A 15,937-nucleotide genomic window follows, 5' to 3' on the forward strand; every position below is an offset into this window, starting at 1 on the left:
AGGAAGACCTACCATGATCAATCCTCGCCAACGTAACGTTATTCGCCAGCGCGTACACACTCGTATCCGCGAGAAGATGTCCGGCACTGCAGAGCGTCCACGCCTCAACGTGTATCGCTCGCTTAACCATATCTACACCCAGCTGATCGACGATCTCAACGGTGTCACCATCGCCTCTGCATCCTCCTTCGGCAAGAAGACCGACGAGAAAGCTTACGGCGGAAACGTCGCTGCGGCTCGTGCAGTTGGCAAGATGATCGCCGAGCGCGCGCAGGAGAAGGGCATCAAGAAGATCGTGTTCGATCGCGGTGGCTACCTCTATCATGGTCGCGTTAAAGCTCTTGCCGATGCGGCTCGTGAAGCTGGTCTCGATTTCTAAGGTTTTCAGGTCATAGGTTCAGGCGCCACTGGCAGCCAGAAAGCGGTACAAGGAATTATGGCAACTCTCAAGAAGAAGCTCGATGCGAACCGCCTCAACCTGAAGGACGAGGTCGTCTCCATCAATCGCGTCACCAAGGTCGTCAAGGGCGGTAAGAACATGTCCTTCGCTGCGCTGGTCGTCATCGGAGACCCCGCAGAAGGTGTAGTCGGCTACGGCTCAGGCAAGGCTAAGGAAGTCCCCCAGGCGATCCGCAAAGGTATCGAAGCTGCCAAGAAGAACCTTTTCAAGATCAACCTGACGGACACAACAATTCCTCACCAGGTACTCGGTCACTTTGGCGCCGGTTCGGTCATGCTGAAGCCTGCTCCAGAAGGTACCGGAATCATCGCTGGTAAGACGGTTCGCGCTGTCATGACTTCTGCCGGTGTGCAGAACGTCTTGACGAAGTCGCTTGGCTCGGCTAACCCGCACAACGTTATCAAGGCTACGTTCGACGCTCTCATCCAGCTTCGCAACAAGGCTGAAGTCGCCGCTCTGCGCGGTAAGTCAGTCGACGAACTCTAAGTTTGTTCTCTGCTTCATTCGATCTACAGGAGTTTCATCATGGCAGATACAAATGCAATCGCCAAAATCAAGTTGCAATACTTCCGCTCCAAGATCTGCACGCCAGTCAAGCATAAGCTCGTCATTAAGGGCCTCGGCTTTACCCGCCTGAATCAGATCGTTGAACGTGAAGATACCCCATCCATTCGCGGTATGGTTGCCAAGGTGCCACACCTTGTCCGCGTCGTAGCCTAAGCTGTCATCGCCCTTCAGGGCCTATATGCGAGTCGGTTGACCACAGTCACCGGCGTTAAGCGAGGAAATATCATGGCAATTCGTAATCTCTCCAATCTGCGCGCCCCCAAAAAGGCGAATGAAAACAAGAAGCGTGTCGGCCGCGGTATGGGCTCGGGTATGGGTAAGACGTCCACCCGTGGTCACAAGGGTCAGGGTTCGCGCTCGGGTTCGTCGCTGATGCGCGGTTTTGAAGGCGGCCAGATGCCCCTTCATCGCCGTCTGCCAAAGCGCGGTTTCACCAACATCTTCCGCGTGGAGTACCAGGTCCTTGGACTTGACCGCATCGCTGAAATCCTGGAAGCACAGCCCGGTACCGAGTTCACGCACGAGAACATTATTGCGCTTGGTTTGCTCCGCAAGAAGGGTGCTTTGATCAAGGTGCTCAACAATGGCGAGATTAAGACCGCCGTAACCGTCCATGCTCACAAGTTTTCGGCCACGGCCAAGGCGGCGATCGAAGCAGCTGGCGGCCAGGCCATCCTGATTGGCTAGTTTTCCTGCATAATAGTTGGCGAGGACACTCGTGTCCTCGCCAACTCTTTAAGAGCATCGCGTCAGCACCATACCAGCACCGCGCCAGAGGTCTCAGTCTCAGATGTTCGAGAAAATCGCAAATATCTTTCGTATTCCTGACCTTCGCAAGCGCGTGCTCTTCACGCTCGGCCTGCTGGCGGTCTATCGTCTGGGCGCACACATTCCTACCCCCGGCATCAACGCCGACATGCTCGCCCAGTTCTTCAATCAGAACTCCGGCTCAGCCATGGGCCTTGTTGACCTCTTCTCTGGCGGAAATCTCCGTAAATTGACGGTTTTCGCTCTCGGCATCATGCCGTACATCACGGCCTCCATCATCTTCCAGTTGCTAACCGTCATTTACGAGCCGCTTGCAAAGCTGCAGAAGGAAGGCGAACTGGGCCGCCGCAAGATCACGCAGTGGACCCGTTATGTCACGGTCCTGCTTGCTCTTGTGCAGTCGAGCGCTATTGCCCTTTCACTTACCGGGACGGCGACAGGCTCGCCGATGGTGACCATCCCCCACTGGCAATTCATCCCCCTTTGCGTTCTGACGTTGACCACCGGTACTGCCTTTATCATGTGGTTGGGTGAGCAGATCACTGAGCGTGGCATCGGCAACGGCATGTCGCTCCTGATCTTTACGGGCATCGTGGTAGGCCTGCCGAAAGGCATTGAGGAGCTTTACACCAAGGCTCGCGACGGCGCCTGGGGAGCCTTTACCCCGGTAGCAATCATCATCATCATCGCGGGAATGATCGCGGTCGTAGCCTTCATCGTGCTTGTTGAGCGCTCCGAACGCCGCATTCCTGTCCAGTACGCGAAGCGCATCGTCGGCCGCAAGATGATGGGTGGTCAATCGACCTTTCTTCCGCTCAAGGTGAACTCCGGTGGCGTCATGCCGGTTATCTTTGCCAGCTCGATTCTCTCGGCCCCGCTCCTCCTGGCAGGCGTTCCCTTCTTTGGAACGCCCCTGCGCGATACGCGGTTCTTTGGTCCGCTCCTTCGCGGGATTGCTCCCGGTGAACCTTGGTACGTTCTTCTGCAGGCTGCGGCGATCGTCTTTTTTGCTTACTTCTACATCTCGATCGTCTTCCGCCCGGATGACATTGCCGACAACATGCGCAAGTATGGCGGCTTTATTCCCGGTATTCGTCCAGGCCGTCGCACCTCGGACTTCATCAACGACGTTCTCACACGAATCACCCTCGTTGGTGCTCTCTACCTCATCATCATCACCTTGGTCCCAACGATCTTGATCAGCGGTATCCATTTCAACCACCTCCCGCTCATCGGTTCTGTATTCGATCATTTTCCAACCTGGGTGACAAACGGCCTTGGCGTCAATTTCTACTTCGGCGGCACGTCGCTTCTCATCGTCGTCGGCGTAGCCATGGACACCGTACAGCAGATCGAATCGCAGCTCATCATGCGCCACTACGATGGCTTCTCTCCGAAGTCCGGTCGTATTCGCGGCCGTCGCAGCTGGTAAGAAAGTAGCGTCTTGATCAATATCGATCCACAGCACATACCGGTCCCGGCAGAAATTTTCATGCCTGGGCCGGTTCTCCTTCTTGGAGCCCCCGGCGTCGGCAAGGGTACCCAGGCGCAGATTCTGATGTCTGAATTTGGCATTCCGCAGATCTCCACCGGCGATTTGCTGCGCGACCACCGTGCCCGTCACACGGATCTAGGTTTACTCGCTGAAGACCTCATGGCACAAGGCCAACTTGTTCCAGACGGCCTAGTCAATAAGATGGTTGCCGATCGACTTGGTCAGCCTGACGCAGCTCGCGGCTTCATCCTTGACGGCTTTCCCCGTACCCTTCCCCAAGCCACGTGGCTGGATACGCATCTCGGACAGAACGCTTCCGCGAAACCCGTAGTTGCTGTAAGCATTCAGGTTGACTACGATGAGCTTCTACACCGTATCACCGGACGCCGCACCTGCCCGGTTTGCAGGACCATTTATAACGCTTTTTCAAATCCTCCTAAAGCGACGGGCATCTGCGACTTGGAAGGTGCGCAACTCATCCAACGTTCAGACGACTCTGAGGAAGTATTTCGCGAGCGGATGAAGACGTTTGACCTACAGACCGCTCCTGTTGTTGAGCACTACAGGGCGCAGGGTCGGTTTCAAGAGGTAAATGGCGATCAGTCGGTCGATCAAGTCACTTCTGCCATTACCTCAGCCCTAAGACAGCTCCGAAGTAAATAAACCGAACATGGCCATCCTGATAAAAACTACCGTTGAGATCGACAAGATGCGCTGCTCTGGCATCGCGCTGCGCAAGGTTCACGATGCCCTTGCGCCACTCGTCGTCGCAGGTGCAACTACCATGGACCTCGAGAACGCAGCCGTCGCCAAGATCGCTGAATTAGGCGGCACTGCAGCTTTCAAGGGTTACCACGGCTTTCCCGCAGCCCTCTGCACTTCCATCAACCAGGAGGTCGTACATGGCATGCCCAGTACGAAGCGCGTGCTCAAGGACGGTGATATCATTTCGATCGATTGTGGTGTGATCCTGGAAGGCTTTTACTCGGACGCCGCGGTCACCTATGCAGTCGGCACCGCCTCCCCTTCCACCCGTAAGCTTCTCGACGTGACCCTGGCATCCCTCGAGGCGGCTATTCTGGAATGTCAGGTGGGCGGCCGGCTCGGTGATATCGGTGCAGCGGTTCAGGAGATGTGTGAGGCAGCCGGCCTCGGCGTAGTACGCGACTTTGTCGGTCATGGCATAGGTCGAGCCATGCATGAAGATCCGCAGGTTCCAAATATCGGCACCCGCGGTAAGGGGCCTCGCCTCAAAGCCGGCATGGTTCTTGCGATTGAACCGATGATCAACGCAGGTAAACCCGAGGTGAAAGTTCTGCCGGATGGCTGGACCGCCGTCACTGTAGACGGCAGTTATAGTGCTCACTTCGAGCACACTGTGGCGATCACCAAAGAAGGTCCTCGCGTCCTCACGCGTTAAAGTCTTCGTAAATCACAATAAGTACGGTAATATAAATGATGCTGTGGGCTTCAGCGCACAGCATCCGGAAATCAGGGCTTGCTCTGTACTCCAAAGGAGATCGTTTGTCGAAGGAAGATGCAATTGAAGTCATGGCAGTCGTCGTTGAGACGCTGCCAAACGCTATGTTCAAGGTCGAACTAGAGAACAAGCATCAGGCACTCGCTCACGTCTCCGGCCGCATGCGCAAGAACTTCATTCGTATCCTCCCCGGCGACCGCGTCGCGATTGAGCTCAGCCCCTATGATCTCAACCGTGGCCGCATTGTCTACCGCTACAAGTAACAGCTCTGCGCTGTTCATCTGGCCGGTAATCACTGCACAAATCCAGCTTTACCAAAGCAGGTGAATGTACGCCTGTTGTATCCGAAGGGAACTACATGAAGGTCCGCGCCTCAGTTAAGAAGATCTGCGACAAGTGCAAAGTCATCCACCGCCGTGGCGTCGTTCGCGTTATTTGCGAGAACGCCAAGCACAAACAGCGCCAGGGTTAGTTTCTGGTCAGCACCGACCGGCCCCACCGGGCTAGTTAGCCGAAGTCAAGGCTTGCGTTGAACCCGGCGGACTCTCCGTAACCTACCAACCCGCTCCCGCGATCAGATCGCGGGGCCCAACCGAAAAGGAACCTCATGGCACGTATTGCTGGAGTCGATGTCCCTAACAACAAACAGGCACGCATCGGACTCACCTATATCTTTGGTATCGGCGACTCCCGCGCCGCCAAGATCCTCGCGAAGGCGGACATCGATCCGATCGCGAAGATTGGCACGCTCGACGAGGATGCGCTGAACCGTATCCGTCAGGTCATTGAAGCCGAGGGCCAGATCGAAGGCGATCTCCGCAAGGACATCTCGCTCAACATCAAGCGCCTCATCGAAATTCAGTCCTACCGTGGCCTTCGCCATCGCCGCAGCCTCCCGGTTCGCGGTCAGCGCACACACACCAACGCCCGCACCCGCAAGGGTCCCCGTAAGGGAACGGTTGCCGGTAAGAAGAAAGTGACGAAATAAATGGCGAAGACACAGAATCAGCAAAAGAGTGGCAAGGCCGCAGGCAAGGGTAAGAAGTTCAAGAAGCGCGAACGTAAGAACGTTCCATTCGGCCTCGTCTTTATCCAGGCGTCCTTTAACAACACCATTGTCACCATCACCGACCAGACGGGCAACACGCTCTCCTGGAAGTCTTCCGGCTCGCTCGGCTTCCGCGGCTCCCGCAAGGGAACCCCGTTTGCGGCACAGCAGGCTGCCGTCGGTGCTGCCAACGCAGCTCGCGACCACGGTCTCCGTTCGGTTGACGTTCGCGTCTCCGGTCCGGGGTCTGGCCGTGAGTCCGCGATTCGCGCTCTCGCCACGACGGGCATCGAAGTCCGCAGCATTCGGGACGTCACGCCGATGCCGCATAATGGCTGCCGCCCTCCAAAGCGCCGCCGCGTCTGATCTATCTGGCTGACGCCTCCAGCGGTAATCTCGCTGGAGGCGTTAGTCTGTAACCGCAACAGGATCGCGAAGAAGCGCTGCCAGCGCGTAAAACGATCGTCACCGATGCATGATTCAGGAGCAATACCATGGCACGTTACACAGGACCCGTCTGCCGCCTCTGCCGCCGCGACGGTACAAAACTCTTCCTCAAGGGCGCAAAGTGCTTCACCGAGAAGTGCCCTGTTGAGAAGCGCAACTTCCCGCCAGGCCAGCACGGCCAGTCCAAGAAGGTTAAGAAGGTTGTCGGCTACGGTCTCCAGCTTCGTGAGAAGCAGAAGGCCAAGCGCATCTACTTCACTCTTGAGACCCAGTTCCGTGCCTACTACCAGAAGGCTGCCAACAAGACGGGCGTCACCGGCGAACTCCTTCTCCAGCAACTTGAGACGCGCCTCGATAACGTGGCTTACCGTCTCGGTTTCGCAATGAGCCGCCGCCAGTCCCGCCAGGTTGTCCGTCATGGTCACGTGCTCGTGAATGGCCGCAAGGTCAACATCCCGTCCTTCCAATGCAAGGTTGGGGACGAGATCGCGATCCGCGAAGGTTCCAAAGCTCTCGTCATTCTCGAAGAGTCGAAGAACTTTGCCGCTGGTCAGCGCTCCGTGACCTGGATCGACATCAACCGGGACAACCTGTCCGGCAAGATCATCGCCCTGCCGAAGCGTGAGGATATCAGCCTGCCGGTCAACGAGCAGCTGATCGTCGAACTCTACAGCAAGTAAGGTTCGTCTTAGAATCTGTCATCCGTCACGCGCCGTGTGTCATTACTTCTACGGTGCGTGGCAGGATGTCTAACGATGTAGTACCAACCACAACCTGACCGTAAACGCATCACCCCACCATCTCGCAGAATGCATCGCGAGTGAGTCGGACAAGGAGAAATACATGTTCTGGAGAGGTTTTCAAAAGCCTAAGCGTCTCGCCGTCGAAGCCGAAACACTAACGGATAAATATGGTAAGTTCTCCGCTCAGCCTTTCGAGCGCGGTTTCGGTACGACCATTGGCAATGCACTCCGCCGGACACTGCTTTCTTCGATTGAAGGCGCAGCCGTTACCGCCGTTCGCATCGAAGGCGTTCTTCACGAGTTCCAATCGATTACGGGCATCGTCGAAGACGCAACAGACATCATTCTGAACCTCAAGCAGATCCCCTTCAAGCTTGCAGGCGATGGCCCCAAGGCGCTTTACCTTCGCGCTGATACCGCTGGTGTTATCACCTCTGGCATGATCGAGGCCGATGGCGATGTCGAGATTCTCGATAAGAACGTCTACATCTGCACCGTCTCTGAAGGCGGAAAGATTGACATGGAGATGCGCCTCAAGCGCGGCCGTGGCTACATCTCTGCCGACAAGAACTTTGACGGCGACCTCGGTCTCGGTTTCATTCCCGTCGACTCCGTGCACTCGCCAGTTCGTAAGGTCAACTACCTCGTTGAGGCAGCCCGTCTTGGTCAGATTACCGACTTCGACAAGCTGACCATCGAGATCTGGACCAATGGAACGGTTCTTCCCGCTGATGCACTCGGCCTTTCGGCCAAGCTGCTCAAGGATCACATGACCATTTTCATCAACTTTGAAGAGGAGATGGACCCCACGCACCTCGGGGATCATGATGGCCCGGCGATCCGCAATGAAAATCTCAACCGCTCTGTAGAAGAGCTTGAACTCTCTGTCCGTAGCTACAACTGCCTCAAGAATGCCAACATCGCCACCATCGGCGAGCTGATTCAGAAGACCGAAGCCGAGATGCTGAAGACCAAGAACTTTGGTCGCAAATCTCTCAACGAGATCAAGGAGATACTGGCGCAGATGGGCCTCTCCCTCGGCATGAAGATCGACGAGAATGGCAACCCGCAGCCCGGACCAACCTCCGTCCTGCCAGCAGCTACCCTCGCGGCCTCCTTCGGCAACTTTGATGATGACGACGATGACGATGAAGACGAGGATGATGACTTTGAACTTCCCGCCGGCAACGAGCCAGAGAACTTCTAACTGATTCGGGACGGTGAGTCGAAGGCTCACTGTCCCGTCGTTTAACGCTTTACCCGAACTACCGCGCCGCTCCACGATGCGCTATTTCAGCAGTAACCGACTCACGGCTATAGCCGAGTCGAAGGAGATCAACCCGCCATGCGTCACCGCAATGCAGGATTCAAACTAGGACGAAATACCAGCCACCGCCGTGCCATGCTGCGGAATCTGGTCACCTCCATCATCCTGATGGACCGCGTAGAGACCACGATCACTAAGTGCAAGGCTACCCGCCCGATTGTCGAGAAGATGATCACGTTGGGTAAGCGCGGCACCGTTCACGCCCGCCGCCAGGCTCTCTCTTACATGATGACGCCTGAGTCGGTCGACCGCCTCTTCAACGTCGTTGCTCCGCGTTATGCGAGCCGTCCAGGTGGCTATTGCCGCATCACTCGCCTTGGAGCCCGTAAGGGTGACGCCGCTGAGATGGCGTTCATCGAGCTTCTTGGTGCCGAGCACGAGCTTAATGAGAAGGCACAGAAGCGCGCCGACGCTCGCGAGAAGAAGCGCGAAGAGATGCAGAAGCAGATGGAAGAGCAGAATCCGGGTGAAGCTCCTGACCCTAATGCTGAGCCATAGATAGTCGCTTACAGTGAAGTATAAAGAGGCGCATCCATACCGGATGCGCCTCTTTTGCGTCAGGTACCTTTCCTATCGGTCGCAACCAGAATTATCGAATTAGGATAGAGAGATAAAAAATGCGATCAAGATGCTGAGCGTAAGCTGTTTCGAATGAAAGGCTTAGCACAACTGCCTCTAAGTATAAGTTAACAAGTGACTTAGCGGTAAACATGACATTCTAAACGGCTTATGCCAAAATTAAAGCGCGCGACTGCTAAAGTGGCCTAACGAGAGGCGTGACTAGTGTTTGACCAGCCACATAACCCAACCTGCGGCAATGGTTCCGCCGACGAAAAGTACAAAGCAGAAAGCTGCGAATCGGATCATCTTCTGGGTTTCAGACCGCTGCGTGATGCCGAAGACGATCGAAGCGAAGAATGAAAAGAGAATCATGGCGCTGAAGTGAGAGAGCATCATGAACGCTTCCTCCCCGTAGCCAGCGAGTGCGCGTCGACAGCGCAGATAAAGTTCAGCAGTCCGGCGACCACGATGAACTTGCTACCGTAGTCGGCTACTGCGGTTTGTACCGAGGCTGCTCCGAGATCCATGGCACGGGCTGCGAAGTAAAGGCAGCCAGCTCCAAGGTCGCCGACAAAGTTAAGGATGTCAAGCAGCTCCGAGGTATTAGGAACGTAGACCTTGCCCTGTAGGGAGATGCCAATGCTGAACATCGCCACAACCGACACAAGCAGGAGAGCCCCACGGCCCCACTTTCGCAGCAGAAAATGACCTGCACCCGGAATCAACCAGCCTGCAATCAAAATCAGTAGCGGAGACACGGGAGACTTGTCCTGAACCCGCGTTACAACCTGTGCATTCGTAGCCATTTACCCTCATCATAACAGTTACAAACCGGCTGCTATCTAGACTCGCACCAGCTCAGTTTGTACTCGCCCGGTAACTTCGGCAGCACCTGGTCGCGTGATCATATTGATTTCGCTGCGCACGCCGAACTCGCCGGGGAAATAGATTCCAGGCTCGACTGAGAAACACGTGCCTGGCAAGAGAAGCCGCTCGTCATGCGTCTCCAGATTATCGAGGTGTGCTCCATTGCCATGAAGGTCGGTGGCGATGTTGTGGCCTGTGCGATGGGTGAACCACTCTCCAAAGCCAGCGTCCCGGATGACGGCGCGGGCAGCGTCATCCGCCTGCCAGCCCGGAATTGAGACTCCATCTTCGTATGCCTTCTTTACGGCCCGGACGGCAGCGTCGCGTGCGTCGCGTACCGTCCTAAAGACTAGTTGCTCCCGCGCGGTGGGTTCACGGCCAACAACTCCTGTCCAGGTAATGTCATAAAAGCATGAACCCGACTGCTCCAGCCGAGCCCAGATATCGATGAGAACAAAGTCGCCGGTTCGGATGGCGAGGGAGTTCAGAGCGGATGGCTCATAGTGCGAGTCGGCGCTGTTGGCTCGACAGCTCACATTTGGCCCGTGCTCCCAAACCAGACCCTCATGCTGCATCGCTTGCTGCAGATATTCAACCATGGCGAATTCGTTTGTGCCGGCCCCGCGGACACGCTGACCGAGTTCCTTCCACCCGGCCTCCAGGATGCGATCAAGCTTCTCTTGCGCTGCGTAATGACTGGCGATCTGGGCTTCGCTGAGGACTGCTTCGAACTGGCTGACCAAGTCAGCCGAGCTGACGATGTCCTTGCCCAGTTCGCGCAGCATCTCGATTGTGCCTGCGTCGACGAGCGAGATCGCCATGATCGCGTTGCGCGGAGAGTACTGCATTGCCAGGCGGGTTCTATCGGCGAGCATGGTGGCTACACGGGCCTCAAGCTCCTGCCACGAGGAGTACTCTGTTTTGCCGCCGGGCAGCTTGTCGAGGCGGCCGCTCTCGATGCGATGGACCAGCTTCCTGGGCTCGCCCGCGGCTGGGATGAGATAGAACCAGCGACGGGTAACGAGCGCATGCTCATTAAGGCCGAGGATTCGATAGGCAAGCGGATCGCGGTGATGATGGTCGTAGAAGAGCCAGCCGTCGAGGTGCTGGTCGCGCAATGCTGTCTGGATAGCCGAGAGGTCCATAGGTTTCCTGAAAGCGATTGTAGTTGCCGATTGCCAAACGGCAAAAGGGCGGACTTCTTGAGGAGTCCGCCCTTTTACTTTGCTACGGGAGTAATTACGCGGTGACAGTATTGGCTGTCGCAGCGGCTGCAACTGCGGCCAATCGCTCTTTCTCGACCTTTTCAGCCTTCCGGGCGAGGATGGAGTTTTCTCCAAGCTCGTCGGCCAACTTCTCCGTGGTGAAGGATTCGATGACGTCGCCAGCTTTGATGTCCTTGAAATTGGCGAGATCGATACCGCACTCAACACCTTGACGGACCTCGGAGACATCATCCTTGACGCGCTTGAGCGAAGCGATCTTACCCTTGTAGACCTCGACTCCATCGCGGAGAACACGCACCTGCGCATCCCGCTTGATGAGGCCGTCGGTCACGCGGCAACCGGCAATCTGTCCGACCTTGGTGATCTTGAAGACTTGCAGGACTTCCGCGCGGCCAGAGTAGTTCTCCTTGAATACTGGCTCGAGCAGACCGTACATCGCCTTCGTGATCTCATCCTGCAGCTCGTAGATGATGGAGTGGAGACGAATCTCGACGCCTTCGCGCTCGGCAACTTCGGCCGATTTGCGATCCGGACGAACGTTGAAGCCGATGACGACTGCATTCGATGCGGACGCCAGCAGCACGTCGGACTCGGTGATGGCGCCGACGCCAGAGTGCAGGACGCGGACCCGAACCTTCTCGGTTGACATGCGCTGGAGCGAATCGGCCAGTACTTCGACCGAACCCTGCACGTCGCCCTTGAGGATAAGGTTGAGATCCTTCATACCGGCATGCTTGATCTGCTCGGCAAGGCCTTCCAGAGATACGCGGGAGCTCTTGGCAAGCTGCGCCTCGCGTTCCTTCATCTTGCGGTACTGAGCGATGCCCTTGGCCTTGTCACGGTCTGCCATGACGAGGAACGTGTCACCTGCATCCGGCATGCCTTCGAGTCCAAGGATTTCAACGGGGGTAGACGGACCTGCTTCGGTGATAGGCCGACCACGATCGTCGAACATGGCGCGGATCTTGCCGAAGGTGTTGCCGACGATATAGCTGTCGCCAAGCTTCAGGGTTCCGTTTTGTACAAGCACGCTGGCGACGGCGCCGCGACCACGATCCAGCTTGGCCTCAATAACGGTTCCGACGGCAGGCCGATCTGGCTGAGCCTTCTTCTCGTGAACGTCGGCAACCAGGCAGATCATCTCTTCGAGCTTGTCGAGGTTGAGCCGCTGCTTCGCGGAGACCTCGACGAACTCTACATCGCCGCCCCAGCCAATGAGCTGAAGGCCACGCTCGCCGAGCTGCTGCTTGATGCGATCTGCGTTTGCGCCAGGTTTGTCGATCTTGTTGATCGCCACGATGATTGGCACGTCCGCCGCCTTGGCGTGATCGATCGCTTCGAGGGTCTGAGGCATGACACCGTCGTCTGCCGCAACCACGATGACGACGATGTCCGTGATCTTCGCACCGCGTGCACGCATGCGGGTGAAGGCCTCGTGACCAGGCGTATCGAGGAAGACAATCTCGCGACCGAAGGCTGGAGAGTCTGGCTTGGTGACGTGAACCTTGTAGGCTCCGATGTGCTGGGTGATGCCGCCAGCTTCACCGGCTGCTACGTCGGTGGAACGGATGGCATCGAGCAAGGAGGTCTTACCGTGGTCGACGTGACCCATGACGGTGACCACGGGAGAACGTGTGATCTCGACCATGCCGGTCGTATCTTCGAGGAAGCCTTCGATGGCCTCATTCTCGAGCTGCTCTTCAACCGAGATGATCTGGGCATCGGCACCGAACTGGCGAGCGACATCCTTGACCAACTCGCCTTCGAGCGACTGGTTTACGGTGACGAAGACACCCTTCATCAGGAGGGTTGCGATGAGGTCCTTGCCGCGAACGTCGAGCTTTTCGGCGAGATCCTTGACGCTGATGCCCTCGGTGACGGTGATGGTCTTGGTAATCGGCAGAGGTTCGCGAGAGATCTGCTGGCCGCCGTAACGTGGTGGCGGCTGGAAGCCCTTCATCGGGCCTTCCTTCGACTTCTCGTAGCGCTGACCTCCACGACGCTGACCGGGGCGAGCCGCAGGACGCATCCCGCTGGGATTTTCACCTGGACCCGGCATCACACCGGGTGCGCCGCCTGGACGTGGTGCGCCGAAGCCGGGACGTGCTCCAAAGGCTGGACGTGGCGCGCCGGGTGCGAATCCAGGACGTCCGGGGACACTACCGGGCGCTCCCGGGCCACCGGGGAAGGTGCGCGTCGGGTGCATCGGACGACGTGCGCCGGGTGCTCCGGGACCGGCACCGGGCATGCCGGGGCGGTAGCCGGGGGTACCGGGGGCCTGACCGGGACGAGGACGCTCGAAGATCGGACGGCTGCGTGCCGGAGTTCCCGGAGCGACCGGCGGAGCGGTGTAGATTGGTCGCGGTCCCGTTTGCGGCATGATGACGCGACGTGCCGGAACCGCTGGGGGTGTAACGACTGGCGCTACGGGCTCGGCTGTTTCTGCAGCTGCAGAGATTTCGACCGGTGCCTGTGGTGCGACGGGCTCAGCAACTACTGAGGGCAGTGTTACAGCCGCTAATGGAGTAGCGACCACCGGCGGGACTGTTGGAGTGATAACGGGCCTTGGTGCGACGGCTACCACGGCAGGCGGCGCAACGGCGGTTACTGGTGGCGCAACGACCACGGGCGGCTTAGCAATGACCGGACCCAGGGGAGGCCGGCTTGCGATGGCCGGCGGAGGTGGGGGAGCGACGATGTTCGCCTGCTGACGCGGCAGAGGAACAATGCGGCGAAATGCTGGCGGTGGCGGCGGTGTTGCGGCGACTACGACTGGCGGGGCCACGGCGACGGCGGGCCGGACTGACGCGGCAACAACGGCCGGCGCACTCTGCGGAGGCGCCACTACGGTTAGACGAGCTGGGGGGGGTATGGCGCGAACACCCGAAGCTTCGGCCTGACGGCGTTCGAGGATTGCCTTCATCGCATCACCGGGCTTGGAGATGTTGGACAGGTCGAACTTGGGCTTTTGCTCTACTGCCTGCCGGGTCGATCCGGAGCCGCGACTTCCGTTCTTAAAATACTCCCGGACCCGCTCGGCCTGGTCGTCTTCAATGGAACTGGAGTGGGTCTTTCCGGACACGCCGATTGCTTCGAGCGCGTCCAGAATCGGCCTGCTCTTTACTTCAAGTTCTCGTGCCAGATCATTAATGCGAACTTTGCTCATCCGTCCCTTTTCGCTTCCTTGCGCCCCTGGCGCTTGTACCGTTAGCTGGTCATAGCAGCCCCATTGAGGTAGGAATCGTTACAGTCTTTATTATTACTGAAATCGCGGTGTTCGCGAACCCCGTAATGTTGCGTTGCGTGGTAGATATTGCTAACCACGATCATGTCCGTCGGTGTCGATCCCCTCATCGGAGATCTCTTGTGCTTCATTTACCAGAGAATCTACAGTGTCGTTGTCCAGTTCAATTGCTTCTTCACGTGCATCTGCATCACTGAACGCATCGCTTTCAGAATCTTGATCTTCTGCATCGGCAAGGTCTTCCGTAGAAAGATCGTCGATCTCCTCTGCTTCGCCGGTGCCGGCCTCTTCAGCCAGAATCTCTTCCGGCGTTTTCACGTATGAACTCTTCTCCATGGAACCCTCCTCGGTTGAAACTGCTATTTCAGCGTCCTCAGTTGCTGCGGAGTTCTCTCTGGTTGCTTGCTCCGCACCCTGCTCAAAGTATTCACGGACTGCATTCGAAATCTTCTCGACCGTCTTCTCGCCAATGCCAGGAACCTCTTCCAACTGTTCCGGAGTCATGTCGGCGAGTTCTTCGACGGTAGTGATACCGGCGGCGATGAGCTTCTCAAGAATCTGCTCGCCCAGTGCGCTGATCTGTTCGACGGGAGTTGTCGGTCCGCCAGACATGGCCTGCATCTGCTGCTCGACCTCCTGGCGCTTCTCCTCTTCACTCTTGATGTCGATCTTCCATTGCAGCAACTTCGCTGCAAGTCGCACGTTCTGACCCTTTTTACCGATGGCGAGCGAAAGCTGTGTGTCGTCTACGATGACTTCGATCTGCTTCTCGGCGAGATCGACGATGGAGACGCGGCTGACCTTCGCGGGCTGCAGGGCCTTCTCGGCAAAGGTGGTGATCTCTTCCGAGAATTCGATGATGTCGATCTTCTCGCCGCGGAGCTCGCGAATGATCGATTGGACTCGCATTCCCTTCATACCGACGCAGGCACCCACCGGATCGACATCCTTGTCGCGGCTCATGACGGCAATCTTCGTCCGTTCGCCTGCCTCACGGGCGATGGCACGGATGCTGACGGTGCCGTCGTAGATCTCGGGAACTTCGCTCTGGAACAGGCTCTGCACGAGGGCAGGCGCGGCGCGGGAGACGATCACTTGCGGCCCCTTTGCGGCGCGATCCACGCGAAGGAGGACAACACGAACACGCTCTCCGACCGAGAACTGTTCGAGGCGCGACTGCTCACGCTTGGGCATCCGGGCCTCGGCTTTGCCAAGGTCAAAGATCACATCCATGGGTTCGAGGCGCTTGACCGTGGCGGTGAGTACCTCACCTGCACGGTGGTTGTACTCGTTGAAAACTGTGTCGCGCTCGGCTTCGCGAACCTTCTGGAAGATGACCTGCTTTGCCATCTGGGCGGCGATACGGCCGAGAGGGGTGGTGTCTTTATAGAAGCGAAGCTCGCCCCCAACCTCGACCTCAGGGGCAAGTTCGCGTGCCTTTTCGAGTGAGATCTGGTTGATTTCGTCTTCAACGAGCTCTGGAGTCTCCACAACAGTTTTGTAGACATAGGCGCGGATCTCGCCGGTCTCGCGATCCATCTCGGCGCGCATGTTCTCTTGTGTTTTGTAGTACTTGCGGGTCGCCAGCGCAATCGCGTCTTCGACAGCACCCACCACGATCTCGGGCTCGATGCCCTTATCGCGGCTCAACATCTCAATCGATTGGTACAGAACACTTGCCATAATCATTCTTCCTTAGCTTCA

Annotated in this window: 19 protein-coding genes; 14 read left to right on the forward strand and 5 right to left on the reverse strand. The window is 57.4% G+C overall.

All coding sequences use genetic code 11. The annotated features are described in order from the left end of the window. Positions 1–13: 13 nt before the first annotated feature. From rplR to rplQ, 14 genes are all read left to right on the forward strand, one after another. A complete protein-coding gene (gene rplR / locus OHL20_RS11365) occupies positions 14–379 on the forward strand; it encodes a 50S ribosomal protein L18 (RefSeq protein ID WP_263383307.1) in 366 nt (121 codons plus the stop codon). Positions 380–436: 57 nt separating this feature from the next. Beyond that, complete coding sequence (gene rpsE / locus OHL20_RS11370; protein WP_263383308.1) at positions 437–946, forward strand: 30S ribosomal protein S5; 510 nt, start codon at positions 437–439, stop codon at positions 944–946. A gap of 39 nt (positions 947–985) precedes the next feature. Next, positions 986–1,180, forward strand: coding sequence for a 50S ribosomal protein L30 (rpmD, locus tag OHL20_RS11375; protein ID WP_317890951.1), 195 nt, complete (start codon positions 986–988; stop codon positions 1,178–1,180). Between the two features lie 72 nt (positions 1,181–1,252). Continuing rightward, entirely contained in the window at positions 1,253–1,714 is a 462-nt protein-coding gene (rplO, locus tag OHL20_RS11380; protein ID WP_263383309.1) for a 50S ribosomal protein L15, read from the forward strand. Positions 1,715–1,817: 103 nt separating this feature from the next. Then, complete coding sequence (gene secY, locus OHL20_RS11385) at positions 1,818–3,227, forward strand: preprotein translocase subunit SecY (RefSeq protein WP_263383310.1); 1,410 nt, start codon at positions 1,818–1,820, stop codon at positions 3,225–3,227. Positions 3,228–3,287: 60 nt separating this feature from the next. After that, positions 3,288–3,953, forward strand: a complete 666-nt coding sequence (locus OHL20_RS11390) for an adenylate kinase (protein WP_263383311.1) — start codon at positions 3,288–3,290, stop codon at positions 3,951–3,953. A 7-nt stretch (positions 3,954–3,960) separates the two neighbouring features. Further along, positions 3,961–4,710 (forward strand): type I methionyl aminopeptidase, encoded by a 750-nt coding sequence (map, locus tag OHL20_RS11395; protein ID WP_263383312.1) that lies wholly within the window; start codon positions 3,961–3,963, stop codon positions 4,708–4,710. 104 nt (positions 4,711–4,814) lie between these two features. Continuing rightward, the gene (gene infA / locus OHL20_RS11400; RefSeq protein WP_013581270.1) at positions 4,815–5,033 is read left to right on the forward strand and encodes a translation initiation factor IF-1; all 219 of its coding nucleotides are present in this window, start codon (positions 4,815–4,817) and stop codon (positions 5,031–5,033) included. Between the two features lie 95 nt (positions 5,034–5,128). Beyond that, positions 5,129–5,242, forward strand: coding sequence for a 50S ribosomal protein L36 (gene rpmJ, locus OHL20_RS11405; RefSeq protein ID WP_013581269.1), 114 nt, complete (start codon positions 5,129–5,131; stop codon positions 5,240–5,242). A gap of 135 nt (positions 5,243–5,377) precedes the next feature. Then, complete coding sequence (gene rpsM, locus OHL20_RS11410) at positions 5,378–5,758, forward strand: 30S ribosomal protein S13 (RefSeq protein WP_263383313.1); 381 nt, start codon at positions 5,378–5,380, stop codon at positions 5,756–5,758. Continuing rightward, the gene (gene rpsK, locus OHL20_RS11415; protein ID WP_263383314.1) at positions 5,759–6,184 is read left to right on the forward strand and encodes a 30S ribosomal protein S11; all 426 of its coding nucleotides are present in this window, start codon (positions 5,759–5,761) and stop codon (positions 6,182–6,184) included. A 128-nt stretch (positions 6,185–6,312) separates the two neighbouring features. After that, a complete protein-coding gene (rpsD, locus tag OHL20_RS11420) occupies positions 6,313–6,945 on the forward strand; it encodes a 30S ribosomal protein S4 (protein WP_263383315.1) in 633 nt (210 codons plus the stop codon). A 163-nt stretch (positions 6,946–7,108) separates the two neighbouring features. After that, positions 7,109–8,215 carry a DNA-directed RNA polymerase subunit alpha gene (locus OHL20_RS11425; RefSeq protein ID WP_263383316.1) on the forward strand — a complete coding sequence of 369 codons (1,107 nt, stop codon included), beginning with the start codon at positions 7,109–7,111 and terminating at the stop codon, positions 8,213–8,215. Positions 8,216–8,353: 138 nt separating this feature from the next. Further along, positions 8,354–8,833: a 50S ribosomal protein L17 gene (rplQ, locus tag OHL20_RS11430; protein WP_263383317.1), complete on the forward strand. Its 480-nt coding sequence runs from the start codon at positions 8,354–8,356 to the stop codon at positions 8,831–8,833. A 282-nt stretch (positions 8,834–9,115) separates the two neighbouring features. On the opposite strand, the gene OHL20_RS11435 is transcribed toward rplQ, so the two are convergent. The 5 genes from OHL20_RS11435 to nusA all read right to left on the reverse strand — a co-directional run bounded on the left by OHL20_RS11435 (position 9,116) and on the right by nusA (position 15,916). After that, a complete protein-coding gene (locus tag OHL20_RS11435) occupies positions 9,116–9,292 on the reverse strand; it encodes a hypothetical protein (protein ID WP_263385070.1) in 177 nt (58 codons plus the stop codon). Continuing rightward, entirely contained in the window at positions 9,289–9,702 is a 414-nt protein-coding gene (locus tag OHL20_RS11440) for a DUF6677 family protein (protein WP_263383318.1), read from the reverse strand. Before OHL20_RS11440 ends, OHL20_RS11435 begins: the two co-directional genes overlap by 4 nt. A 36-nt stretch (positions 9,703–9,738) precedes the next feature. After that, complete coding sequence (locus OHL20_RS11445; RefSeq protein WP_263383319.1) at positions 9,739–10,908, reverse strand: M24 family metallopeptidase; 1,170 nt, start codon at positions 10,906–10,908, stop codon at positions 9,739–9,741. 94 nt (positions 10,909–11,002) lie between these two features. After that, positions 11,003–14,155, reverse strand: a complete 3,153-nt coding sequence (infB, locus tag OHL20_RS11450) for a translation initiation factor IF-2 (protein WP_263383320.1) — start codon at positions 14,153–14,155, stop codon at positions 11,003–11,005. 150 nt (positions 14,156–14,305) lie between these two features. After that, complete coding sequence (gene nusA, locus OHL20_RS11455) at positions 14,306–15,916, reverse strand: transcription termination factor NusA (protein ID WP_263383321.1); 1,611 nt, start codon at positions 15,914–15,916, stop codon at positions 14,306–14,308. Between the last annotated feature and the right edge of the window lie 21 nt (positions 15,917–15,937).

Source organism: Granulicella arctica, assembly GCF_025685605.1.
Taxonomy (GTDB): Bacteria; Acidobacteriota; Terriglobia; order Terriglobales; family Acidobacteriaceae; genus Edaphobacter; species Edaphobacter arcticus.

Bases quoted from the DNA above. Each gene is read 5' to 3' on its own strand.
- rpsK (WP_263383314.1), top strand. From the start codon at position 5,759: ATGGCGAAGACACAGAATCAGCAAAAGAGTGGCAAGGCCGCAGGCAAG.
- rpsE (WP_263383308.1), top strand. From the start codon at position 437: ATGGCAACTCTCAAGAAGAAGCTCGATGCGAACCGCCTCAACCTGAAG.
- OHL20_RS11425 (WP_263383316.1), top strand. From the start codon at position 7,109: ATGTTCTGGAGAGGTTTTCAAAAGCCTAAGCGTCTCGCCGTCGAAGCC.
- rplO (WP_263383309.1), top strand. From the start codon at position 1,253: ATGGCAATTCGTAATCTCTCCAATCTGCGCGCCCCCAAAAAGGCGAAT.
- rpsD (WP_263383315.1), top strand. From the start codon at position 6,313: ATGGCACGTTACACAGGACCCGTCTGCCGCCTCTGCCGCCGCGACGGT.
- nusA (WP_263383321.1), bottom strand. From the start codon at position 15,916: ATGGCAAGTGTTCTGTACCAATCGATTGAGATGTTGAGCCGCGATAAG.
- rpsM (WP_263383313.1), top strand. From the start codon at position 5,378: ATGGCACGTATTGCTGGAGTCGATGTCCCTAACAACAAACAGGCACGC.
- rplQ (WP_263383317.1), top strand. From the start codon at position 8,354: ATGCGTCACCGCAATGCAGGATTCAAACTAGGACGAAATACCAGCCAC.
- secY (WP_263383310.1), top strand. From the start codon at position 1,818: ATGTTCGAGAAAATCGCAAATATCTTTCGTATTCCTGACCTTCGCAAG.
- map (WP_263383312.1), top strand. From the start codon at position 3,961: ATGGCCATCCTGATAAAAACTACCGTTGAGATCGACAAGATGCGCTGC.
- OHL20_RS11435 (WP_263385070.1), bottom strand. From the start codon at position 9,292: ATGATGCTCTCTCACTTCAGCGCCATGATTCTCTTTTCATTCTTCGCT.
- rplR (WP_263383307.1), top strand. From the start codon at position 14: ATGATCAATCCTCGCCAACGTAACGTTATTCGCCAGCGCGTACACACT.
- infB (WP_263383320.1), bottom strand. From the start codon at position 14,155: ATGAGCAAAGTTCGCATTAATGATCTGGCACGAGAACTTGAAGTAAAG.
- rpmD (WP_317890951.1), top strand. From the start codon at position 986: ATGGCAGATACAAATGCAATCGCCAAAATCAAGTTGCAATACTTCCGC.
- OHL20_RS11390 (WP_263383311.1), top strand. From the start codon at position 3,288: ATGCCTGGGCCGGTTCTCCTTCTTGGAGCCCCCGGCGTCGGCAAGGGT.
- rpmJ (WP_013581269.1), top strand. From the start codon at position 5,129: ATGAAGGTCCGCGCCTCAGTTAAGAAGATCTGCGACAAGTGCAAAGTC.
- OHL20_RS11440 (WP_263383318.1), bottom strand. From the start codon at position 9,702: ATGGCTACGAATGCACAGGTTGTAACGCGGGTTCAGGACAAGTCTCCC.
- OHL20_RS11445 (WP_263383319.1), bottom strand. From the start codon at position 10,908: ATGGACCTCTCGGCTATCCAGACAGCATTGCGCGACCAGCACCTCGAC.